Below are 22,836 nucleotides of genomic sequence, written 5' to 3' on the forward strand. Positions count from 1 at the left end.
GTACAGCAAACCGTCTCAGTGATCGATCCCGGGTCGCTGGACCGTCGTTTCCGCCCCAGCTTGCTCGCCGTCGGATTTCTCCAGCGCCCGTTCGAGCTCCGGCGCGGCGAGAAGTTCGTTTCGGTCGCGTTCCTCCGGCCGCCGGAAGTAGTACGTCTCCGCACAGCCGGCGACCAACTCCGAGAGCGGCCGGTCTTCGTCGTGGACGATCGAGACGAGATCACCCGTCACTGCAACGAGCACTGCGTCGTCCGGTTTGTACAGGGCGTCCCGGAGTTCGCAGACGGTACAGTCGGCCGGTAACTCGAGGGTGACGCCGTCGACGAGCGCCCATCGCGTCTCCATAGCCCATCGTTCGGGCGAGAGTATCTATACGGTTGTGCCCGCAGACACATGCCGGCCGAGCGGCCACGCCGCAATCGTTCGATTCTTGGGGCTACCGACCGGTCGACCCTCCCCGGCGATGAGGCCGCGGGTACATCAAACCGTATCAGGAAACGCTTAGGGTGTCTCGTCCGAAAATTCGAATGTGAGCGAGAATCGCGTCGTTCAGGGACGAATGGTGACGGCCAAAAAACTCGCTGAGATCGTCGAGGGCGACTCCGTCATGGAGGTCGACTCGATCGAGGAGGCCGACGAGGAGTGTCCGGCGTGTGGCGGCTCCGTTCTGGCGGTGACCTACATGCCGTCGGTGACCGAGCTCGTCACCGGTCGGAAGTGCCAGGACTGCGACTGGAGCGAGACGGATCGGGACTGATCCGAATCGGAAGGATCGTCCGCGTTCGTCTCGAGTCTGCCCGTCTGCGTTCGTCTCGAGTCACGAGGGAACGGGCGGCAGCGTCGCTTCGTCGATCCAGAACGCTTCGACGGCACGGCCGAGTTCGGCGAACTCCGTCGGATCGCTCGGCTTGGTGAGATAGGCGTTCGCGCACAGTTCGTAACTCCTGACGATGTCTTCGGTCGCCTCCGAACTCGTGAGGACGATGACCGGGAGCGACGTGAGATCCGACTCGTTCTTGAGCGCCTCGAGCACCTCGAATCCGCTCGTTCTGGGAAGATTCAAATCGAGCAACATGAGATCCACGTCGACATCGCCCGCGGACAGCACCTGCTCTTGCAGGAAGTCGAGGGCGGATCCACCGTCCGCGAACGTGTGAAAGACCGTCTCGAATCCCGCCGTTTTGAACGCCTCCTCTATCAGGCGAACGTCGCCCGGATTGTCTTCGACGAGGAGGATTGAAACCGGATCGGGGGAGGACTGGTGGGACACTGCGTATCTATCGAGATGGGCGACGGGGGCTTAAGGCTGATCACAAAGCACGTTGGATTCGTGCCACTGTTCGTGAAACTCTCCCACCGTTGCCGGACTACACCGTTTTTGCCGCCCCCGATATCGTCCGTGATCGTTGGCGGCCCGGTCGTTCGACGCTTGGGATCGGCCGTTACCGTTCGACGATCGTTCCCCCGGCTAACCCCTCCCACTCGACGCGATAGCCGAGTCGCGAGAGGATCGCGCTCGAGTCGGTGAGATCGAACGCCTCGAGGACCGCGTCGGCGTCCGCGAGTGCCATCCCCGGCTCGATCTCGTCCGCCAGCGACTCGAGAACGGCGGGTCGAACCAGCGTCCGACCGACTCGGTCGTGTTCGGGAAACGCCTTGTCCGCGAGGGCGTCCGGGCTCACGCCGTGTCGATCGGCCAGCGCGTCCACCGTGACGGCGTCGTCCGTCGGCCGCAGCGCGTCGGGAAGGCGGGCCGCGCTCTCGGCGACTAGTTGGCGTTCGTACTCCCGGAGGACGTCGGCGACGTCTTTGACCCTGACCGTCCCCGAGTAGGGGATCGCTCGATGGTCGCGGGCGGTGATCTCCTCGCCGACGCCCAGCGATTCGTCGACGGCGACCAGCATGGCCACGTCCTCGAGATCGGCGAGCTGCGAGAGCTTCTTCTCGACGTATTCGGGCGTCCAGAACCCCATGATCTCGAAGTAGACGCGGAAATCACCGTCCCCGCCGTCGGACTCGTCCGCCGCGTCCCCGCGGCCCGTCCCCGCGGGAGCGTACTCGAACGCGAAATCGGGGATCATCACCCGCGTTCCCGTCGCGAGGGGCTCGGGTTCGCGGACGAGGTTCCAGTCCAGATCCAGATTCGTAAAGCGGGCCGCGAAATCGGCTTCCACGCCGCTGTCGAAGGACACCTCCGCGATCGGCCCCGCGTCCGGGACGCGGACCGGATCCTCGTGGGACAGTTCGAGGGTTCGTTCGGTGCCGCGGTCGTCGATCGTCGCCTCGAGGTGCCACCGCTCGGCCGTCGCGACAGTTCGAAGGAGTCGCGCGAAGCGCGTCCCGTACCGCCGAGTGGCGCGAAAGAGGTGGGTCGGTCCCGTGACGACGACTTCGCGGTCAGATACCCCCTCGGCTTCGCCCGCAGGCTCGCCGTCGACCCGGCGGATCTCGTACATCAGCCGCAACCGCTTGATCGCCGAAATCAACGCCTTCGGATCGCTCGAGCGCACTCGCACCTCGGTCGCGTCGAACAGCGCCGTCTGCGCGAGCGAGAGGTTGTACTGGGCGATCAGGTCGTCCGGATCCCACCGTGACTCGACCGCGGTCACGACCTGTCGCTCCTCGAGATCGGCGTACAGCGCGGCCTCGAGGTCGTCCGCCGACGCGTCGAGCGATTCGCTCGCGCGGATGAACGCCATCGCGCGCTCGTCCTCGGTGACGACGCCGACGGCCTCGGCCGCCTCGAACACGGCCCTTCGGGCCCGTTCGGGCTCGATCGCCGTCTCCGTCTCCGCGACGGTCTCCCGTTCGACCAGCGCCGCGAGGCCCCGGACGAGTTTGAAGTCCTCGGCCTCGCGCTCGAGGGCGGTCAGCGCGCCCTCGAGCGTCGCCCGCGGTTCGCCGACGTGGCCCTGGTACGTGCCGATGACGCGGGCGGCGAGCGGCCGGTGTTCGCGGGCGGCGAACTGGGGGTGGTAGCCGCCGCCGGCCCGCGAGACGCGAAGCAGGTCCTTCGTCAGCATCTGTCTCGAGTCGGCGCGGCATCGTCAAAAGTCACCCGGACGGGTGCGGGTCCGAGTGACGTTCAAGCGGCGCGAGTACGGCCGCCGTCACCCGCCCGTTACTCCTGTCCGGGTGCCTCGCCGTTCTCGCAGTCCGCGATGTATCCCCGGGCCTGTGGATGGTCGGGATTGAGATCCAGGACGGTTTCCATCTTTGCCGTCCCCGTCTCGCAGTCGCCGCGCCAGTAGGCCTCGAGGCCCTCTTCGTAGGTGCGCTGCATCTCGCCGGTGGTGTTCTCCACGCCGAGTTCGCTCAGGAAGCCCTTCGCGACTTCGATCGGAAGACCGAACTGGATGTCCTGAATGTCGACGTTGGGCGGACTGAACGTCGCAACGCCGACGACCTCCCCGTCGCTGTTGTACAGTGGACCGCCGCTGTTGCCGCTATTGATCGCCGCGTCGGTCTGGATCGAGTCGACGCCGGAGTTGAGCGTCCGCCGCGCGCTGACGATCCCGGTCGTCATCGTCGGCTCGAGGGTGGTGCTCCTGTCGTCGAACACCTGGTCGATGCCGATGTCCGGGTAGCCGATGACGTAGAGTTCCTCGCCGGTACCGACGTCGGTCCCGTCTCCGAGCGTCACCGTCGGGAGGTTCTCACCGTCGACGTCCAGGATCGCGATGTCACGGCCCATCGACGGTTCGCCGCCGACCTCCGTGTAGACCGTCCCCTCGGTCTCGACGTCCGCGGACCAGCTCTCGACCTCGAGGTCGTCGTCGGGAGTCGCACGCCCGTTCAGGACGTTTACCGCCTCGGAGATGTTCCCGAGGCTGCCGTTCTCCTGGTAGTACCCCATCATCTCTTCGTAGAGTATCTGACCGGCCTCGTCTCGCTGCTCTTCGGACAGGTTCCCGCTCGAGGCCAGCTCTTGTCGGATCGCTTCGCTCTTGTTCACCGCGAACCGCTGAAAGACCGTTTCTTTGGGATTCTGATGCGTTCCGACGACGTGTGCGTTCGTAACGACGGTACCGTCAGGCGAGACGATGAAGCCAGAGCCCATCGCCCCGCTCCGGACGGATTCGCGTTTCGTGGTGCTGTTTTGCTCGCGAACGGCGATCAGACTCTCGGCCGTCTCGATGGGGCCCCGCTGGTCGGATTCCGTCGTTGTCTGTTCGTACGAGCCCTGGTACGCTCCGTTCTGGTAAAGCTCGAGAACCGGTCGCGAGCTTCCGGTCAGGATTTGGTAGCCCAGATTCTCCGTCTCCCCCGAATTGTACTCGAGAAAGAGTCGGTTGTCTCGAGTCGCCCATCCGCCGTACCGTGTCCCCGAGGTTTCCAGTGCGAACGTTCGGTCGGAAGCGAAGTAGACTTGACTGTTCTCCGTTTCCCAGGTACCGAGGAGAGCCGGGTCGACGACGTCAACCCAGCGAGCCGACGGCCACGTCATCGTCCCGTCGACGACGTGGCGAACGTTCGTTATCGCGGCCTTATCCCGCTGAATGATCTGACTCTCGACGTTCGGCGGATCCGGCACTTCCTCCGGCTCCGAGTCGCCGTCGTCCGTTTCGTTCCCGTTCGTCTCCTCTCCGTTCGTCTCGCTGTCGGTCCCCGGATCGCTCGTCTCCTCGGACGATCCGCTACAGCCCGCGATGGCGACGCCTCCGGCCGCCGAAGCGGCTTGCAACATTCGACGCCGAGAGACGGTTTCGTCCTCCCAATCCATAAGATATGCTGACTTTCGAAGTGGACCATAAGTGTTCTTTGGCCGATAGTTGTGCCCCTTGCTAGCACGGATCGGGCAACTATCGCGAGTCGGTAGCGGTCCGGACTGCAGACGTCCCGTCGCTTCGATTCGCCGCTCGAGGTCGCGGCCGATCTCGACGATCGCGTCGCGATCGCCGTTCCCTGCGGAGCGATTCACTCGGATTCGATCGCGTCCTCGCCCAGTCGCTCGCCGCAGTTCGGACAGCGGTCGTAGCGGAGTTCGAGGCTCGCCCGATGGACGTCCTCCATCGCCGCTTTGATCCGTTCTTCCGCGTCCCGTTCGGTCTCGTGCGAAAGGGAGGCCCCTTCGACTTCGATCAGGAACCGCGCAATCTCCGTCGCCTCGTAGGCGATGTCGTCCAGTTCGTCGGCCGTGAAGAAATCGGAGTAGGCGCCGTAGAGGAACGTCGCGCCCGCTTTCCGGACCTTCTCTTCGAAGGATTTCCGCGATTGGTAGACGGCCTGGCGCGTGTACTGATCGTCCATGAAGGGAACGAGGTCGGGGAGGTTCTCCCCGATGGTCGTCATCTCGATACCGGTTCCGGTCCGAAAGTCGGCCCCGAGGCGAGCGATCGCCCACTCGCGGGCCGTGAAGGCGACGCGATCGCGAAGGAACTCGTTAACGCGGTCGTACTCGGCGCTCTCGAGTCGCTCGAACCGATCGGACTCGGCTACACTGCTCCGGGTGGATGAATGCGTCTCTTCGGGCATGGTGTGTGTCTGCGGTTGCCCGCGTCACGTGCAAGGGCCGAACGAGCATAACGCTGTCCGTCTCGCCGGGAATCGCGCGATCCGGCCCGCCGTTTTGACGACTGGTGAGACGGCGTTCCGTGACAACCGAAACCGGACTCTTCCCGACCGCAAGTGGCTGAGTCGGACAGTTTCACTTCCACCGCGCTACGCGAGTCCTTTTCACCGACCGTCTCCTTCTCGTCACATGGTCCTCGCGAAAAAGAGAACGGGACTCAGCGGTGTGGGAATCGAGACGAGCGCGGCGTTGCGCCCCGGTCGCGATCGGAACGAGGTGAACGGATTTGTCGCGTAGTCCGCCGTCCGACGACGTCGTCGCCGACCCCGACCACTCCCGGCTGGCGGACGGGCCGACGCTCGAGCGCGTGACGTTCCGGGCCACCGACGAACAGCTCGCCGCCCTCGAATCGCTCGTCGACGCGGACGTCTACCATTCCCGGAGCGAAGCGCTCCGGGCCGGGGTGCAACAGCTTCTCGAGCGGCACCGTTCGTCCGAGACCGACCGCGATGGTCGGTAGGCCCGCAGTGTTCGCCCCCTACCGAACCGACCTGGCGTCGACATCCTCGAGCCGGCGGCCCCGCTGACTACTGTCCCGCGGAATGCAGGACACAGTAGCCGTTGACCGGGCCGAAGCGGCTGATCCGTCCCGGCGGCGTGTCTCTGCCGTCCACCGATCGTCAGTCGCGACGACGACCCGCGATCCGTTCCTCGCCGGTATTTTCGGAGACGACCTCGTAGAGGACCGCTCGTCCGCCGTCGGATTTCGGGCGGAGGATCCGTCCGAGTCGCTGGACGAATTCCCGCTCGCTGCCGCTGCCCGAAAGCACGACCGCCACGTTCGCGTCGGGGACGTCGACACCCTCGTCTAACACGTTCGATGTCGCGATCCGTGTGTAGGTCCCCTCGCGGAACCGCTCGAGGATCTCCCGTCGCTCCGTCGTGCCGGTCTGGTGGGTGATCGTCGGGATCAGGAACCGTTCGCTGACGTCGTAGGCGAGGTCGTTGTGCGCCGTGAAGACGATGATTCGCTCATCGCGGTGGTCGTCGAGGACGTTTGCGAGCGCCTCGAGTTTCGCCTCGCTTCCGAACATGAGTTCTCGCGCGCGTTGCCGGGCGAGCAGCGCTTCGCGCGCGTCGGGATCGGTGCCCGATCGCTTGACGAGTTCCCGATAGTCCGAGCCGCTCCGCATCTCGATGTTCGAGCGCGCGAGGTAGTCCGTGAACGCGTCCTGATTCCGCTCGTACTCCTCGCGTTCGTCCGGGGTGAGCGAGACCGCGAGTCGCTTGACGTCGTAGTTCGCGAGATGATCGCCGGCGAGTTCGTCCACGTCGACGCGGTGGACCAGCGGGCCGACGATTTCCTCGATCACCTCGTGTGCGCCGTCGGGCCGCTCGAAGGTTGCGGTCACCCCCAGCCGTGCGGGTGCGGCAAGCAGTCGCGCGATCTCGCGATAGCCCTCGCCGCCGAGGTGGTGGACTTCGTCGAAGACCACGAGACCGAACCGGTCGCCAACCGAATCGGCTTTGAGGTACGCCGAGTCGTAGGTCGAAACGGTGATCGGCTCGAGGCGCTGTTCGCCGCCGCCGAAGCGGCCGATCGGGCGATCGAATTCGCGCTCGAGTTCCCGCTGCCACTGCTCGAGCAGATCGATCGTCGGCACGACGACGAGCGTCGGAACGGCGAGCCGTTCGATCGCTTTCAGCGCGATGACGGTCTTGCCGCTGCCGGTCGGGAGTTCGAGGACGCCGGCGGCCGCTCGTCCGATCGATGCGAGCGTCGGAGCGTCGCCCCAGCGATCGGTCTCGAGCCACGTCTCGAGCGCCGTCGTCTGATAGTCGCGGAGTTCGTACGCCGACTCGAGGGCGGACACGGACTCGAGGTCGAGAACGCGATCGTCGACTGCGGCGTCCGTCTTCACAAGCGCCGCTCGGAGGGGAGCGTATCGAAAGGCCGGAACGCGGACGCCGTCAGTCCGCCGGTCGGTCTCGAGGTCGGGGACGCTCGTCCGAAGCGACGACGGCGAGATCGACGACTCCTCGAGGCCGTCGATCCGAATCGTCCCGTCCTCGTACCGGAGTTCGATCGCGGTCGATTCGTCGGCCGGTGTCGGCGTCACGGGACACAATCGGAGACAGACCCACATATACGGTCGGGTATCCGCCCCCTCTCGAGGTCGATCGTCGAGAGAGGATGGTTTTGATCGCTCTCGTGAACCGCCCGTTCGCCGAACCGCAGATATCCGTCGCTCACTGGGACGCGGTACGGACGGGACACAGAGATCGAAGCGAGCGACCCACGAGTGCTATCCGGGTGCATTTTGGACCGAGTGGCAACCGATCGAGACGAGAATTCCATCGAGAAGTAACAGCACGCTCTTTTTATGACCGGCTTTATTGCAATGAAAAGCCGCGGGTGTGACCCCGTTTTGCTCGTACTCCTCGAACGCGTCTGGGGGGATGCTCTCCCGCTCTACGAGGAAATCGCGGATCTCCGCCGCTAACGCATGCAAATTGATGAGTGCTTGTTTTCGCATTACCTGTTTTCCGCCTTCGATCGGGCGATTTTCGGCGATCCGTCGTGGATTTGAATGGTTCCGTTTCCGTCGATGGTGACCGTGAATTCGCTGTATGCAAATTCTACCCCGACGGTACAGCCATGTTTGTCCGCGTGGCACAGCAGCTCAGCTACCGCCTCTATTTCGATCGAATCGTACAACGGATCCAGTTCAGTTGTCGGAGTGTCCTCGAGCGCGGCTAACGCCCGTATTAGTTCCGGTATCGCCCCGTCCCTCTCATCGTATTCGATGCGATGGTCGACTCCCCCGTCTGTCACCACGTCGAAGTCGTTGTGCGCCATAGTTACACTGGGTATTGTTAGCATATCAATACAGACCCCACATAATTTGGTTTGGCTATTACTTTAGGAAATATCTTCTGATCATGTCACTGCCGAGCGGTTCGAATTAATCGGTAATAGAGAAACGATTCCACCGTACCCGTTGAATTCACGGAGAACAGATATCCGTTCTAGTTCCAGAGAAAAAGGAGCTGGAACGTTCTACTTCCCTCTCCAACTCAGACTACTGAATCCAGAACTCGTAACGGACGACACGACGCGAATACCGTCAGTCCGAATCGGGAGCGACCGTTTCACTTTTTCGCTTCATCCGGCGGGAGATGCCGTACCTCAACCCTTTTATTACCGCTGTTCGTTGACTGGCACATGAGCGAAGACGAGGGCACGAACACGTCCGCCCAGGGTGTCCCGTCCGAGGAGGAATCCGACGACGGCGAAACGGCCGACGTGGATCCCGCGGCGTCGACGGATGGGGAATCGAACCCGACTCCCGACTCGGACGACGCTGAATCGGAACGTACGACTGCGAACTCCGATTCGAGTGCGGACGCGGTCGACCGGACAGCGCCAGCGGGGACTGAGACGGCCGCTGATGACGATGCGGCCGAGACAACGGCACCTGGACCGACCACGGAGACTGTCGACGAAGCCGGAGAAGCGCCCGAAACGAGCGAGGACGTACAGCGCATGCTCGATCGGGTCACCGAGTACGACGACGAACTCGCCCACAAGGTCAACTCGATCGTCGAAGAGGCCCGCGACCTCAACGGGACCGTCACACACCAGCGCGAGGAACTCGAGGACCTCTCCGAGCGCATCGAGTCCCAGGCCGAGACCATCGGGGAACTCCAGACCGAACTCGACGAGTACGAGGCGGCCCTGAGCGAGCGCGACGAGCAAATAGCGGAGTACGAGGAGGAGATAGAAGACCTGAAGAGCCGACTCAAGCGCAAACAGGCGGACTTCCAGAACTACAAGAAACGCGCAAAGAAGCGCCAACAGCAGATCAAGGACCGCGCTGCCGAGGACCTCGTCGAACGCCTCATCGGGGTCCGGGACAACCTCAAACGCGCGCTCGATGAGGAAAGCGGCGACGTCGAAACGCTCCGGGACGGCGTCGATATGACGCTGCGCGAGTTCGACCGCATTCTCGAGGACGAGAACGTTTCGGAGATCGATCCCGACCCGGGTACCGAGACCGATCCGCAGCGCCACGAGGTCATGATGCAAGTCGACAGCGATCAGCCCGAAGGGACCATCGCCGACGTCTACACGCCCGGCTACGAGATGGGGGAAAAGGTCATCCAGAACGCTCAGGTTACCGTCTCGAACGGCGAATTCGCGGATGTTGATGCGGGCGAAAGCGACGACGCAGACGAGAGCGAGGAAGAAGAGGCGGGGGCGGCCGACGAATCGGACGAGGCACGCGACGCGACCGACGCGACCGACGGTGATGAGGCGGCCGACGAGTCCGATGCGGCTGCCGACACGGCCGCGGACGACAACGCGGCCGAGGCCGACGAGCCGTCGGGGAACGACGCCGATGGCGACGATCAGGCGATCGAACTCGGCGGCGAAGTCGCCGAGGACGACCGCGAGGACGCTTCGACGGACGACGTGGCAGACGAACCGAACGAATAAGGCGAGCGGCGCTGCTCGAGTCGTCGGTGATTCGCGTCTCGGTCCGACGCGGATCGTGAGACCGGATTTGGCCCTGGTTTTTACTGCAACCCAACTGTCGCGAGCGAGGCTGAGAACCGCGGTATCCGGATTTTATTCGGTTCCGCCGGCCGCCTAGTAACCTTTAAAACAAAGTGCGCACAATACCCGCCCACTATGGCAAGCAACAAGATTCTCGGAATCGACCTCGGGACGACGAACAGCGCGTTCGCGGTGATGGAAGGCGGTGATCCGGAGATTATCGTCAACGCCGAAGGTGAACGAACGACGCCCTCCGTCGTCGCTTTTACCGACGACGACGAACGGCTCGTCGGCAAGCCCGCGAAGAACCAGGCGATTCAGAACCCCGAAAAGACGATCGCCTCGATCAAGCGCCATATCGGCGAGGAGGACTACACCGTCGAGGTGGAGGGAGAGGAGTATACCCCCGAAGAGATCTCGGCGATGATCCTCCAGAAGATCAAACGCGACGCCGAGGACTATCTGGGCGACGAGGTCGAAAAGGCCGTCATCACGGTCCCCGCGTACTTCTCCGACCGACAGCGTCAGGCGACCAAAGACGCCGGCGAGATCGCCGGCTTCGAGGTCGAGCGCATCATCAACGAGCCGACGGCCGCGTCGATGGCCTACGGCCTCGACGACGACTCCGACCAGACCGTGCTCGTCTACGACCTCGGCGGCGGCACCTTCGACGTTTCTATTCTCGATCTCGGCGGCGGCGTCTACGAGGTCGTCGCGACCAACGGCGACAACGACCTCGGTGGCGACGACTGGGACGGGGCCATCATCGACTGGCTCGCCGAGGAGTTCGAGGACGAACACGGGATCGACCTCCGCGACGACCGTCAGGCCCTCCAGCGGCTCAAGGACGCCGCCGAGGAAGCCAAGATCGAGCTCAGTAGTCGGAAGGAGACCGAGATCAACCTGCCGTTCATCACGGCGACCGACGACGGCCCGATCCACCTCGAAGAGTCCATGACTCGAGCCAAGTTCGAGTCGCTGACGCAGGATCTGATCGATCGCACCGTCGACCCGACCGAGCAGGCGCTCGAGGACGCGGGTTACGACGCGGACGAGATCGACGAAGTCCTCCTCGTCGGCGGCTCGACCCGGATGCCACAGGTCGCCGAAAAGGTCGAGGAGTTGACCGGCAAGGCACCCCAGAAGAACGTCAACCCCGACGAGGCCGTCGCGCTGGGCGCGGCGATCCAGGGCGGTGTACTCGGCGGCGAGGTCGACGACATCGTCCTGCTTGACGTGACGCCGCTCTCGCTGGGTATCGAGGTCAAGGGCGGCCTCTTCGAGCGACTCATCGAGAAGAATACGACGATCCCGACCGAGGAGTCGAAGATATTCACCACCGCGGCGGACAACCAGACCACGGTGCAGGTCCGGGTCTTCCAGGGCGAGCGCGAACTGGCCGCGGAGAACGAGATGCTCGGCGAGTTCCACCTGACCGGCATCCCGCCGGCCCCCGCCGGAACGCCCCAGATCGAAGTCACGTTCTCGATCGACGAGAACGGCATCGTCAACGTGAGCGCGGAGGACAAGGGCAGCGGCACCACCGAGGAGATCACCATCGAGGGCGGTGCCGGGCTCTCCGACTCCGAGATCGAGAAGATGCAGCGCGAAGCCGAGAAACACGCCGAAGAGGACCAGCAAAAGCGCCAGCGCATCGAGGCCCGCAACAGCGCCGAGGCCACGATCCAGCGCGCCGAGACGCTGCTCGAGGAGAACGACGAGCAGGTCGACGACGACCTCCGCGCCGACATCGAGGACTCGATCGAGGACCTCGAGGCGACGATCGACGACGAGGATGCAGACGCCGCCGACATCGAGGCGGCGACCGAGACCCTGAGCGAGGAACTTCAGGAGATCGGCAAGCAGATCTACCAGGAAGCCGGTGCCGCGGACGCCGGTGCGGCCGGCGGCGCAGCGGGTGCCGGAGCGGCGGGCGCTGGCGGTGCTGCGGGCGCAGGCCCCGGCGGCATGGGCGGCGGTCCGAACCCCGGCCCCGACGCGGGCGCTGCCGGTGACGAGGACGAGGAGTTCGTCGACGCCGACTTCGAGGATGTCGACTTCGACGAGGACGAGGCCGAAGACGACGAGTAACGAGTCTTCGTCACCCCGTCAGACCTAGTCTGTAGTGACTCGTCCGTAGCTTTCGAGTTACCGTTGCGGTAAAGGCGCAAGCGCTGCACCCGCGAGCGACCAACGGGAGCGAGCGGCCTTTTTCATCGAAGTTTTTGCGTCGAGCGGTGAGCGAGCCCAGCGAGCGAACCCGAGGCGCAAAAAGTTCGGAACGTTCGTTTCAAGTGTCTCAACCGACTATCGGGTGAACAACGAATGAGCGAGGACTTCTACGACGTTCTCGGCGTGAGCCCCGACGCGTCTACCGAGGATATCAAACAGGCGTATCGGTCGAAGGCCACCGAGTACCATCCGGACGTCAGCGACGACCCCGATGCCGAAGAGAAGTTCAAGAAGATCCAGAAGGCCAAACAGGTGTTGACCGACGAGGAGAAGCGCGAGGCCTACGATCAGATGGGTCACGACCGCTACGAACAGGCCGAGAAACACGGCTTCGACGCCGGCGATGCGGGCGGTGCCGGCGGAATGGGCGGCGGCCCGTTCGGCGGCATGGGCGGTGGCGGAATGGGCGGCGGCGGTCTCGGCGACCTCTTCGAACAGGTCTTCGGCGGCGGTGGCGGCGGTGGACGAGGCCGCCGTCGACCCCGCAAGGGACGCGACCTGCGAACCGAACTCGAGATCGACCTCGAGGAGGCATACGAGGGGGCCCAAAAACAGTTCACCGTCGAGCGCCCGGAGGAGTGTGACGTCTGCGAGGGTGAAGGCCATCCGCCGGAGGCCGACGCCGAGACCTGTCCCCAGTGTCAGGGGCGGGGACAGGTGACGCAGGTCCAGCAGACGCCGCTCGGCCGGGTCCAGCAGACGACGGCCTGTCCCCGCTGTGAGGGAGAGGGGACGCTGTACTCCGAGACGTGCGGGGAGTGTCGCGGCGAGGGTTACGTCCGAAACGAGGCGACGCTGACCGTCGAGGTCCCGGCCGGCATTCAGGAGGGCCAGACCCTTCGGATGGAGAGCGAGGGCGCACCGAGCCCCGAGGGGGGCCCCCACGGCGATCTGTTGATCGACGTCTCGATTCGCGAGCACGAAGAGTTCGATCGCGAGGGCGACGACCTCCAGTACCGGCTGCCGATCTCGTTTCCCCAGGCCACCTTCGGCGACACCGTCGAAGTGCCGACGCTCGAGGGCGGTGCCGAATTCGAGATTCCGAAGGGAACCCAGAGCGGCGAGACCTTCCGCCTCGAGGGGAAGGGCATGCCCCGGCTGCGAGGTCGCGGACAGGGCGACCTCTTCGTGAAGGTGCAGGTCGTCACCCCCGAGAGCCTGAACGAGGAGCAACGCGACGCGCTCGAGGAGTTCGCGGCGGCCGGCGGCGACGAAATCGAAGTAAAGGAGGGCTTTTTCGAGAAGATCAAGCGGGCGTTCTAGCGAGCGGGACAGTTCGCCACAGCGGGCACGACCGTTATCTCACCGGTAAATATGGGGCGCGGCCCGTCAGTCGTCGGTGATGAACATCGTTGGAACCTACCGGTCGGCGAATCAGCTGCGGAAGCTCTTCCGGGCGGAACGGCGGTCCGGGTCGTCGTTCGATCTTCCTCCCCGTCGCCGACTCCAGCTCTACCGACGCGGCTTTCTGAGCAAGTCCGGCGTGATCTACGACTTCGACTCGAACGATCCCGCCGACTATCTCACCGACTACCAGCGCTTCGTCGGGACGAAGCGGATCAACGGTCACTGGAACGCGTTGATCGACAACAAACTCGCCTTCCACCGGGTCCTCGGGGAGTTCCCGGACCACCGCCCCACCGTGTACGGACTGCTCAACGACGGGCGCTTTCACACGTTCGATCCCGCCGACGAGTCGGCGCTGACCGACGGCGGCATCGAACTCGAGCGCTCGCCCGAGCCTGCGACGACGCAGCCGACCGAGGAGCCGATCGACTGGCTCGACGACGTCCTCTCGGAGGGCGACCGGCTCGTGTTGAAGTGGTTCAGCGGCGGCGGCGGGAACAACGTTCACTTCCTCGAGCGAGTGGACGGCGAGTACCGGTTCGACGGCGAGCGGACGAGCGAGTCCGACCTCGTCGAAACGCTCGCCGACCTCGAGAACTACCTCGTCTGCGAGTTCGTCGAACAGGCGGACTACGCGGACGACTTGTTTCCCGACACGGCGAACACGCTCCGGGTCCTGACGATGTACGACGAGCGAGCGGGAGAAGCGTTCATCCCGATCGCGATTCACCGGATCGGAACGCGTGACTCCGTTCCCGTGGACAACTTCTCTAACGGTGGGTTAAGCGCCCGGATCGATCGCGAGACCGGGGCTCTCAGTGCCGGTGCGGAGTATCCACACGACGGCGTCGTCGACTGGCACGAGAGTCATCCCGAGACCGGCGCTCGCATCGAGGGAACGGAGATTCCCGGCTGGGAGGAAACTCGAGACCGCTTGCTCGAGATCGCGGAAACGCTCTCGCACGTCCCTTACGTCGGCTGGGATCTGGTCGTCACCGACGACGGCGAGTTCCAGATCATCGAGGCCAACAGCTATCCGGGGGTCGCCTCGCTCCAGGTGCACCGACCGCTGCTCGCTGAGGACCGAACGCGACGGTTTTACCGGGATCACGGCGTCGTCTGAGGCGACTGACGACGCTCGAGGAAGCGGTTCGGCCGCTCCCATGAGAGTCACGGTATCGTCGGGCATAGATTATGGCTGTTGGGACCAAACGATCGGACGGGGATACCCATGCCAGCACAACAGATACTGCTCCTCGCCGGTGACTTCGTCGAGGACTACGAGATCATGGTCCCGTTTCAGGCGCTCCAGATGGTCGGCCACGAGGTCCACGCCGTCTGTCCGGAGAAGGAAGCCGGCGACACCTGTCCGACCGCCATCCACGACTTCGAGGGCGACCAGACCTATACCGAGAAGCCGGGCCACAATTTCGAATTGAATCACGACTTCGACGCCGTCGATCCCGCCGACTACGACGCGCTCGTCGTTCCGGGCGGGCGCGCACCCGAGTACCTCCGAACCTACGACGAGGTCCTCGAGATAACCCGCCACTTCTTCGAGGCGGACAAACCGGTCGCGGCGCTGTGTCACGGCGTCCAGATCCTCGCCGCGGCGGACGTACTCGAGGGGCGGACCTGCACCGGCTATCCGGCGCTCGAGGCGGACGTCCGGATCTCGGGCGGCACCTGGGAAGACGGCGTCACGCGCGACGGCAATCTCGTGACTGGACAGGCGTGGCCGGACCACCCCGAGTGGCTCGCGCAGTTCCTCGAGTGTCTCGGGACGGACATCGATCACGCCGAGCCGGCGACAGCGGACGACTGACCTCACCCCGCCGTACGGCGGGTCGCGACGGCGACGCCGGCGACGCGAGTCGGCGTCCTTTTTCCGCACCGGCTCCCACCCTCGAGTATGAACGCTGGGACGGTCGACGAGCTGTTCACCCGGGAGCTCCGCGACGACCGGATCGGGCTCGTCGACGCGACGGGTCGGGAGTACGACTACCATTGGCTGTGTACCTCCTCGTGGCAGGCCGGGAACTTCCTGCGCCACGCGGGCGTTCGCGAGGGCGTCACCGTCGGCGTCGTCGGCGACGGCCCGCTCGCACTGCTCGCTTTCTTCGGGACGACGCTACTCGAGGGGACCACCCGCTTCGAGCCGCCGACCGACCTCGGGGACGCGGGCGACTTTCGGGCCCTCGTCGCACCCGTTTCGGCCCTCGAGCACTACGACCTCCCGCGCGGCGCACAGCGCATCGGCTACGGCTCGAAGCCCGACGCGCCGGACGTCCACCACTTCGACGCCGGCATCTGGACCGAAAACCCGTCGTTTCCGCCGCTGGCTATCGATCCCGAGACGGCGATCCTGAGCGACGGCGAGCGAACCGTGACGCACGGAGACTTGCTCGAGGCCGCACGCGCGGTACTCGAGGAGACCGGGCTCGAGACCGACGATCGCGTCGTCGTTCGAGCGCCGCTATCGGATCCTCGAACCGTGGCGGCGGGCATCCTCGCGCCGCTGCTGGCAGAGGGCGTGATCGTGCTCCCGGGCGACGAGGACGAACAGATGGTCGAACGGGGAGAGGTTGCCGTCTCGAGCGCGTCGATCGAGTCGGTCCCCGAAGCGAACCGCATCGATCTCGACGCGGTTTCCCTCCGATAACACCGCTCAATTCTCGCAGTTTCGATTACAGCTCTCGGTACAGCAGGCCCTCGACGGCGGGGCCCGACAGCACCTCGCCCTCGTGAGTGAACCGCGAGCCGTGACAGGGGCAGTCCCAGGTCTCCTCGGCGTCGTTCCACCGGACGAGACAGCCCATGTGCGGACAGGTCGCCGACACGGCGTGGGTCGTTCCGTCCGCCTCGCGGTAGAGGCCGACCGGCTGGCTCGCGCGCCGAACGACGCGGGCGTTGCCGGGGGACAGATCGGCCGCCCCGTCGACTCCGAGGGTGGTGAGCAGCGATCTGATCCGATCGCCGACGAAACTGCCGCCGACTTTGGCGTTCTCCTCGAGGAAGCGCTTCGCGGACGCGCCGGGCGTGAGCCGCTGGGGATCGAACGCGTCGGCCCAGGGGTTCGATCCCTCGACGATCAGATCGGCGAGGATCATCCCCGCGGCGGTCCCGCCGGTCATCCCCCAGCCCCCGAACCCGGTCCCGACGTAGACGTGCTTCGACAGCGGATCGATCCGTCCGACGAAGGGAACGTCGTCCACCGGCGAGTAGTCCATCGTCGACCAGCGGTACTCGATCGATTCGACGTCGAAGTGCTCGCGGGCGAACGCCTCGCAGCGCCGATACCGTTCGGAGGTCGGCGGGCCGTTCAGTCCGGGCTTGTGGCTCTGGCCGCCGACGAGGAGGAGTTCGCCGTCGGCGGAGCCGCTATCGGAACCGCCACCGGCCGACGCGCTCGGCGAATACGTTCGCATCGTCGCCGGCGGCGAATCGGTGCTGTAGAACATCCCCTCGAGGGGCGTTGACGCGACCCGAACGGCGAGCAGATACGCGCGGTGGGGATGCATCCGCGCGAAGTAGCCGGCGCGGTCGAGGACGGGAAAGTGGGTCGCGACCACGACGTCGTCGGCGACGACCTCGCCGTGCTCGGTTTCGACGCGACACGGCGAACCGGGATCGACCTCGAGCGCGCGCGTCCCCTCGAACACGCGGCTCCCGTCGCCGTGAACCCGCTCCGCGATCGCCAGCAGGTACTTTCGGGGGTGGAACTCGGCCTGCTCGTCGAAGCGGACCGCACCGGCGGTGTCGAACGGGAGCGGCGTCTCGTCGACGAAGGAGGCGGGGAGGCCGACTCGCTGGGCGGCCGAGACCTCGTCTCGGATCGTCCCGCGGTCGTCCGGCGATGCGGCGTACGTGTACGCTTCCGTCCGCCGAAAGTCGCAGTCGATGTCCGCTTCCTCGATCCGCTGCTCCACGTGATCGATCGCGGCCTCGTTCGCGTCGGCGTACTGCCGCGCCTTCTCCTCGCCGAACTGGGAGACGAGCGTGTCGTAGAGCAGTCCGTGCTGGGAGGTGAGTTTGGCCGTCGTGTGACCGGTCGTGCTCTCGACGATGCGATCGGCCTCGACGACCGCGACGGATCGTCCCGCCTCCTTCAGTTCGATCGCCGCGGTCAGGCCGGTGATACCGCCGCCGACGACCGCCGCGTCGACTTCGAGGCCGTCCTCGAGGGGTTCGTACTCGGTCGTCGGCGTCGTGGCCAGCCACAGCGACGCTTCGCGCGGGGACTCTGGGAAGGTCTGGTCCGACATTGTGATCCGTGGGTCGGGCTATCCACACTCGAGGCAAAAGGAACCGGGGGTGCGATCGACTGTCGTCGAGCGAGAACTGCGCCGTTTCATCACCGTTTGACGATCGAAAACGCTCGATCTCGCCGAGCCTGCGTGTTCGGGGCGTGCGACTATGCGACTGATCACGATAGGTTACTCGTATGGCAATGAACGATCTCCACGGACTGTTCGTCCACAAGCTCGCTCAGCAGTACTACGTCGAACAGGAACTCGTCGAGACGCTCGACGAGATGGCCCGACACACGACCAACGACCGGATGAGCCAGGGCTTCGCCGACCACCGCGACGAGACGCGCACGCAGGTCCAGCGCCTCGAGGACGTCTTCGCGGCGCTCGACCGACCCGCGGAAGCGCGGGACTGCGCCATCCTCGACGGGCTCGAGGAGGACCGACGCGAACTCGAGTCCCAGATCGAGGACGACGAACTGCTCAACATGGTCTACCTGAACGCGGGAATGATGACCGAGCGCGTCGAGATGACGGCCTACGAGGGGCTGACGACGCTGGGGGAGCAACTCGAACTCGGCAACGACGTTCAGAACCCACTCGAGTCGAACTACGACGAGGAGAAATCCGCGTTCCGCGAACTCGAAACCCTGGCGACCGCGAAGGATCTGAAGTCCCTGTGGGACCGGCTGACTCCGTCGTAACTCGTGAGACGTAGCGACACCGGGAACTCCCCGGTTTTCCCCTCCGTGAGCGTCGAGACCGTTCGTTTCTCGAGCGGGAACGCAGACGAGCGGCGACCGATCAGCAGTCGCTTTCCTCCTCGCTCGACGAGAGTCGATTAATCCATCGGCTACAAGAGCGATCGCGTCGAACGGAACGGTGTGCAACTCGAGTGCGTGTTCTTCGGCCCCTTCCGCGACGCGGTCGGCGAGAAGACGGTTTTCCACGAGACTGACGCCGAAACCGTCGGGGAACTCCTGGTCGAACTCGAGGCCGCGTACCCGCTCGAAGGCGAACTCGTGGCCGACGACGGAGACGGGCTGGCGGGAGACACGGTTGTTACCAGGGACACGAAGAACGTCGTCCACATCGACGGCCTCGAGACGGAACTGGCGGCCGATTCCGTGATTCGGTTGGTTCCGTCAGTATACGGCGGGTGATACGGGCGGTTTCGGTCCCGCCTCGCACCCTCCCGCTCTCAGTCCGCCGACGGCGCGACCGTCTCCAGCGCCGCGTCCGGAACCGTTCCGTCGCTGGTCCAGCCCCGCGCCGCGTAGTACTCGTCGATCGCCGCCTCGAGGTCGGGGATCTCGTACGGTAACCCGTCGTCGTCGCGGTCGAAACCGCGCCGATTGTTGAAGTGACGCTCGAGGCGAACGGTTCGGGCCCCGATTTCCATGAGGTCCTCGTAGTCGGCGTCGAACAGCGCCTCGAGTCGGTCGTCGGTGACGTAGTCGCTGCCGAACGCACAGACGATTCCCGTATCCCGGAACGCCGCCGCGTTCTCCTCGCGGACGAGCCGCTCGGCCTTCCCGAGGGTGCCCTCCGGATCGAGTTCGCCGCTGTACTCGAGGGTCAACATGCCGGCGTACATGTGGTCCGCGCCGCGATTCGCGACGGCGTAGGAGAGTCCCTGTCCGTGGAGGACGCGCCCGTCGTGGGCGGCGAACTCCAGTCCCTTGACGGTGTAGTTGTCGACGCCGAGTTCGTCGTGACAGCGATCGACTCCCTCGGCGAGGATATCGCCGATCCCCTCGCGGTAGGCGATCCGCTCGGTCACCTCCCGTGCGAGTTCCGCGTTCCCGAACTCGTCCTCGCTCGCGAGGTAGGCCGCGACGGTGACGCCGGCGGAGATGGTGTCCATCCCGAGGGAGTCACACAACTCGTTCGCCCGCATCACGTCGACGATGTCGCCGACGCCCTGGCTCGAGCCGAACGCGTAGACGGTTTCGAACTCCGGCCCCTCGGTTTCGACGCCGGTCTCTTCGTCCCGCGTCGGCAGCTTGCAGGCGTAGGCGCAGGCCGAGCACGCGCCCTTCTTGTACTTCTTTTCTTCGACGGCGGTCCCGCCGATCCGATCCGCGTGTTCGAACTCGTACTCGCTGAAGTACCGGGTGGGAAGCGCGAAGTTGTCGTTGATGAACTCGGTGCTGCCCGTCGTCCCCTGTCGGCGCATCAGGTCGTCCGACTGCGCCGCCTCCCGGTGGACGTCCGTCTCGGGCGGATCCGGAATCTCGACGCTCGGCGCGGCGTCGCCCTCGAAGGTGACGCACTTGACGTTCTTCGATCCCAGGACCGCACCCAGTCCGCCGCGACCGAACGCTCGCGAGTCGAACGTCATCACCGAGGCGAACCGAACCCGATTTTCGCCGGCCGGTCCGATCGCGATGCAGTTGTCCGGGCCGAGGTCGTGGCGGTCGGCCATATACTCTGAGGTCTCCGGGACCGTCGCCCCCTCGAGCTCCGGCACCGCTTCGAACTCGACGCCCTGATCCGTCACGTGAACGGCCAGCAACTCGTCGCTCCGTCCGACGACCTCGAGGACGCTGATTCCCGTCCCGACGAAGTTCCGCGAGAGGTATCCCCCCGCGTTGGTCGAGACCAGGCCGTCGGTCAGCGGCGAGAGCCCGGTCATGTTCATTCGACCGGTAAAGGACATGCCGGACTGCTGGAGGGGTCCCGTGGCGAGATACGCGCGATTTTCGGGACCGAACGGATCCGCGTCGAACGGGATTCGTTCGTGAGCCAGCGCGGTCGCGACCGCTCGCCCGCCGACGTTCGTCTCGAGTACGTCGTCGATGGCCGTCTCGGATGCCGTTCGCTCACCGACGTCGACGGTGAGCAGCGGCCCTTCTGCGTGGAGCATGAGTCGGAATAGCACTCGAGGGCTCTTAGCTCTGGGTCCTATAGCAGCCACTGAAAGTCAATGCACACCTGATCGCACGACTTCGTAGCGATCAGTATGTGAATCGTTTCAGTGGCTACTATCGTTCGACGGCAGCCATCGAACCCGCTGCTGCGAGCCGACCGATCAACAGGAGTATGATCCTCGAGAGAATACGCCCGCCGCATGGTGTACGATGCGGTCCTGTTCGACTTCGACGGGGTCGTGGTCGAGACCCCCTCGTCACAGCGGCTGTCCGAGGCTCTCGGTCGAACGCACGAGACGCTCGGCTGTCCCGGGCCAGCGACCGAAACCGTCCGGGCGATCGTGGCCGGCGACTTCGAGTCGATCGCCCGGCGGTGTCACAGCCTCGGCATCGAAACGGAGCGGTTCTGTGCGCGGGCCGCACGGGAGATGGTCCGCACCCAGCGCGACGCGGTCGAACGCGGGCTGCGGTCGGTCTACGAGGATATCGCCGCGATTCGGTCGATCGAGCAGCCCCTCGGGATCGTCAGCGACAACCACCCGACCGTCGTCTCGACGCTGCTCGAGCGGTTCGGCCTTCGATCCCTGTTCGAGACCGTTTACGGCTGCCCGCTTACTCCCGACGGCCTCTCCCGTCGCAAGCCCGACCCGACCAACATCGAGACCGCGATCGCGGATCTCGAGGCGGAGTCGGCGCTCTACGTCGGCGACAGGGCGGTCGACGTCCGGGCGGCCGATAACGCGGGTATCGAGTCGGCGCTGCTCTCCCGGTCCGAGGACGGCGACACGACCGAGATGGACGCCGAGCCGACCTACCACCTGTCGTCGCTCTCGCAGCTCCCGACGCTTCTCCGATAGACGCCGACGCAGCTTGAGATTCGAACCGTCGACCGCTCTCGAGACGATGATCGACGCCCGTCCCGAGGCGTCGAGACGAGACGGGTGGCAGATTCGTGGCCCCGCTTTTTCCGCCCGCTCGCCGTAGGCTGCGTATGGAACCCGACGACACCTGGACGACCCTCAGGAAACAGTGCGAGGCCCTCGAGCCGGGTGCGGAACTGCTCACGCCGGTCTCCGAACGGCCGTTCGGAATCGAGCGGACCGCCGAGGATCGGATCGTGGTTCGCTTCGGCGACAGCGGCGAGCGACGGCCGCTCTGGCGCGAGCAGTTCGTCGTCTTCCTCGAGCGACTCGACGAGGGGTCGATCGCCATCGACCAACTGCAGCCGGGGGTCGAGCCCTACGCCAGCGTCGTGACGCTGGCCGACACGTACGCGGCCGACGACGAGACGATCGGGTACGACGCCGACGCCGTCGGCGGGGAGACGCTGTTTCTGGTCCCGGCGGCGGACGCGAGGGACCCGCCCGAGCGCGTTCACGACGATGCGATGTTGCTCGCGGCGCTGCTCGAGGAGATCGACGCCGACGACCCCTCGGCGCTCGACACCGACTCGCTGACCGATCTCTACGTGCTCGCGTCGGACGTCCAGCACGGATCCGACAGGCTGCGCCGGTCGGCCCGCGGGCCGCTGCTCGAGCGACTCGGCCCCGATCAGCGGCTTCACGGACGGTACGGCACCGTGAGACGGACGACGCGGGAGCGCCGCCGGCCGAAGGACGCCGAAACCGTGTTCGCCGCCCTCGACGAACGGGGCATCCCCCGCGAGTGGGTCACCGGCATCGACCGGGACAAGATGGACGTGGTCCTCGCGGTGACCGACCTCGAGGAGCGGGAGGTCTACGACGTCGACGAGGACGTGTACGTGCAAAAGACCGCGGTCGACGAGGACGAGAAGTACTCGCGGCTACAGGGGATCGCCGACCGGATCGACGACCTCGAGGACGCCGAGGGCGAGGCCCTGCGCGAGGAACTGGACGACATCGAAGCCCGGCTCGAAGCGGCATTATCGGCCGGGTAAATCTCCTCGTGAGAGCTGCCGATCGGAGACGCCCACTCTCACATCGTCGCCGTTCGTTGGGTCGTCGTTCGTTGGGTCGTCACTCGTCGACGAGGGACGCTCACCGCGCTCCGCGCATCTTCCGGTCGTCAAAATACAATACT

At 65.2% G+C, this 22,836-nt stretch carries 22 protein-coding genes; 12 read left to right on the forward strand and 10 right to left on the reverse strand.

Annotation, left to right across the window (positions count from 1 at the left end; all coding sequences use genetic code 11):
* Window positions 1–15: 15 nt before the first annotated feature.
* Window positions 16–345, reverse strand: coding sequence for a hypothetical protein (locus AC0QDI_RS01725; protein WP_474664637.1), 330 nt, complete (start codon window positions 343–345; stop codon window positions 16–18).
* A gap of 184 nt (window positions 346–529) precedes the next feature.
* On the opposite strand from AC0QDI_RS01725, the gene AC0QDI_RS01730 reads away from it, so the two are divergent.
* Window positions 530–757: a DUF5795 family protein gene (locus tag AC0QDI_RS01730; RefSeq protein WP_098726569.1), complete on the forward strand. Its 228-nt coding sequence runs from the start codon at window positions 530–532 to the stop codon at window positions 755–757.
* Between the two features lie 60 nt (window positions 758–817).
* On the opposite strand, the gene AC0QDI_RS01735 is transcribed toward AC0QDI_RS01730, so the two are convergent.
* The 4 genes from AC0QDI_RS01735 to AC0QDI_RS01750 all read right to left on the reverse strand — a co-directional run bounded on the left by AC0QDI_RS01735 (window position 818) and on the right by AC0QDI_RS01750 (window position 5,475).
* On the reverse strand, window positions 818–1,270 hold the full coding sequence (locus AC0QDI_RS01735; protein WP_474664639.1) for a response regulator: 453 nt from the start codon (window positions 1,268–1,270) through the stop codon (window positions 818–820).
* A 172-nt stretch (window positions 1,271–1,442) separates the two neighbouring features.
* Complete coding sequence (locus AC0QDI_RS01740) at window positions 1,443–3,023, reverse strand: DUF790 family protein (RefSeq protein ID WP_474664641.1); 1,581 nt, start codon at window positions 3,021–3,023, stop codon at window positions 1,443–1,445.
* Between the two features lie 98 nt (window positions 3,024–3,121).
* Window positions 3,122–4,723 carry a S1C family serine protease gene (locus AC0QDI_RS01745; RefSeq protein WP_474664643.1) on the reverse strand — a complete coding sequence of 534 codons (1,602 nt, stop codon included), beginning with the start codon at window positions 4,721–4,723 and terminating at the stop codon, window positions 3,122–3,124.
* Between the two features lie 194 nt (window positions 4,724–4,917).
* Window positions 4,918–5,475: a DUF5806 family protein gene (locus AC0QDI_RS01750; RefSeq protein ID WP_474664645.1), complete on the reverse strand. Its 558-nt coding sequence runs from the start codon at window positions 5,473–5,475 to the stop codon at window positions 4,918–4,920.
* A gap of 323 nt (window positions 5,476–5,798) precedes the next feature.
* Here AC0QDI_RS01750 and AC0QDI_RS01755 point away from each other — a divergent pair, with 323 nt between their 5' ends.
* Window positions 5,799–6,032 (forward strand): ribbon-helix-helix domain-containing protein, encoded by a 234-nt coding sequence (locus tag AC0QDI_RS01755; RefSeq protein WP_474664647.1) that lies wholly within the window; start codon window positions 5,799–5,801, stop codon window positions 6,030–6,032.
* A 160-nt stretch (window positions 6,033–6,192) separates the two neighbouring features.
* Here the strand turns inward: AC0QDI_RS01755 and AC0QDI_RS01760 are convergent, their stop codons facing one another.
* The 3 genes from AC0QDI_RS01760 to AC0QDI_RS01770 form a co-directional block, all read right to left on the reverse strand.
* Window positions 6,193–7,659: a DEAD/DEAH box helicase gene (locus AC0QDI_RS01760; protein WP_474664649.1), complete on the reverse strand. Its 1,467-nt coding sequence runs from the start codon at window positions 7,657–7,659 to the stop codon at window positions 6,193–6,195.
* Between the two features lie 159 nt (window positions 7,660–7,818).
* Complete coding sequence (locus tag AC0QDI_RS01765) at window positions 7,819–8,049, reverse strand: UPF0058 family protein (protein WP_474664651.1); 231 nt, start codon at window positions 8,047–8,049, stop codon at window positions 7,819–7,821.
* Complete coding sequence (locus tag AC0QDI_RS01770; RefSeq protein ID WP_474664653.1) at window positions 8,049–8,372, reverse strand: HalOD1 output domain-containing protein; 324 nt, start codon at window positions 8,370–8,372, stop codon at window positions 8,049–8,051. The genes AC0QDI_RS01765 and AC0QDI_RS01770 overlap by 1 nt, the downstream gene beginning before the upstream one ends.
* A gap of 366 nt (window positions 8,373–8,738) precedes the next feature.
* Between AC0QDI_RS01770 and AC0QDI_RS01775 the strand changes: the two genes are divergently transcribed.
* From AC0QDI_RS01775 to AC0QDI_RS01800, 6 genes are all read left to right on the forward strand, one after another.
* On the forward strand, window positions 8,739–10,013 hold the full coding sequence (locus AC0QDI_RS01775) for a nucleotide exchange factor GrpE (RefSeq protein WP_474664655.1): 1,275 nt from the start codon (window positions 8,739–8,741) through the stop codon (window positions 10,011–10,013).
* A 195-nt stretch (window positions 10,014–10,208) separates the two neighbouring features.
* The gene (gene dnaK / locus AC0QDI_RS01780; RefSeq protein ID WP_474664657.1) at window positions 10,209–12,164 is read left to right on the forward strand and encodes a molecular chaperone DnaK; all 1,956 of its coding nucleotides are present in this window, start codon (window positions 10,209–10,211) and stop codon (window positions 12,162–12,164) included.
* Window positions 12,165–12,398: 234 nt separating this feature from the next.
* The gene (gene dnaJ, locus AC0QDI_RS01785; protein WP_474664659.1) at window positions 12,399–13,568 is read left to right on the forward strand and encodes a molecular chaperone DnaJ; all 1,170 of its coding nucleotides are present in this window, start codon (window positions 12,399–12,401) and stop codon (window positions 13,566–13,568) included.
* A 79-nt stretch (window positions 13,569–13,647) separates the two neighbouring features.
* Entirely contained in the window at window positions 13,648–14,775 is a 1,128-nt protein-coding gene (locus tag AC0QDI_RS01790) for a sugar-transfer associated ATP-grasp domain-containing protein (protein WP_474664661.1), read from the forward strand.
* 108 nt (window positions 14,776–14,883) lie between these two features.
* Window positions 14,884–15,477, forward strand: coding sequence for a DJ-1/PfpI family protein (locus tag AC0QDI_RS01795; protein WP_474664663.1), 594 nt, complete (start codon window positions 14,884–14,886; stop codon window positions 15,475–15,477).
* 87 nt (window positions 15,478–15,564) lie between these two features.
* Window positions 15,565–16,314, forward strand: a complete 750-nt coding sequence (locus AC0QDI_RS01800) for a hypothetical protein (protein WP_474664665.1) — start codon at window positions 15,565–15,567, stop codon at window positions 16,312–16,314.
* A gap of 25 nt (window positions 16,315–16,339) precedes the next feature.
* Here AC0QDI_RS01800 and AC0QDI_RS01805 read toward each other — a convergent pair whose 3' ends face one another.
* Entirely contained in the window at window positions 16,340–17,917 is a 1,578-nt protein-coding gene (locus tag AC0QDI_RS01805; protein ID WP_474664667.1) for an FAD-dependent oxidoreductase, read from the reverse strand.
* A gap of 185 nt (window positions 17,918–18,102) precedes the next feature.
* Between AC0QDI_RS01805 and AC0QDI_RS01810 the strand changes: the two genes are divergently transcribed.
* Complete coding sequence (locus AC0QDI_RS01810; protein ID WP_474665645.1) at window positions 18,103–18,606, forward strand: YciE/YciF ferroxidase family protein; 504 nt, start codon at window positions 18,103–18,105, stop codon at window positions 18,604–18,606.
* Window positions 18,607–18,786: 180 nt separating this feature from the next.
* Window positions 18,787–19,065 carry a MoaD/ThiS family protein gene (locus AC0QDI_RS01815; RefSeq protein WP_474664669.1) on the forward strand — a complete coding sequence of 93 codons (279 nt, stop codon included), beginning with the start codon at window positions 18,787–18,789 and terminating at the stop codon, window positions 19,063–19,065.
* A 38-nt stretch (window positions 19,066–19,103) separates the two neighbouring features.
* Here AC0QDI_RS01815 and AC0QDI_RS01820 read toward each other — a convergent pair whose 3' ends face one another.
* Window positions 19,104–20,771: an aldehyde ferredoxin oxidoreductase family protein gene (locus AC0QDI_RS01820; protein WP_474664671.1), complete on the reverse strand. Its 1,668-nt coding sequence runs from the start codon at window positions 20,769–20,771 to the stop codon at window positions 19,104–19,106.
* A gap of 204 nt (window positions 20,772–20,975) precedes the next feature.
* Between AC0QDI_RS01820 and AC0QDI_RS01825 the strand changes: the two genes are divergently transcribed.
* Window positions 20,976–21,632: an HAD family hydrolase gene (locus AC0QDI_RS01825; RefSeq protein ID WP_474664673.1), complete on the forward strand. Its 657-nt coding sequence runs from the start codon at window positions 20,976–20,978 to the stop codon at window positions 21,630–21,632.
* 134 nt (window positions 21,633–21,766) lie between these two features.
* Window positions 21,767–22,693: a DUF7983 family protein gene (locus AC0QDI_RS01830; protein WP_474664675.1), complete on the forward strand. Its 927-nt coding sequence runs from the start codon at window positions 21,767–21,769 to the stop codon at window positions 22,691–22,693.
* Window positions 22,694–22,836: the final 143 nt, after the last annotated feature.

The sequence above is a fragment of the Natrinema sp. LJW11 genome (assembly GCF_056135975.1).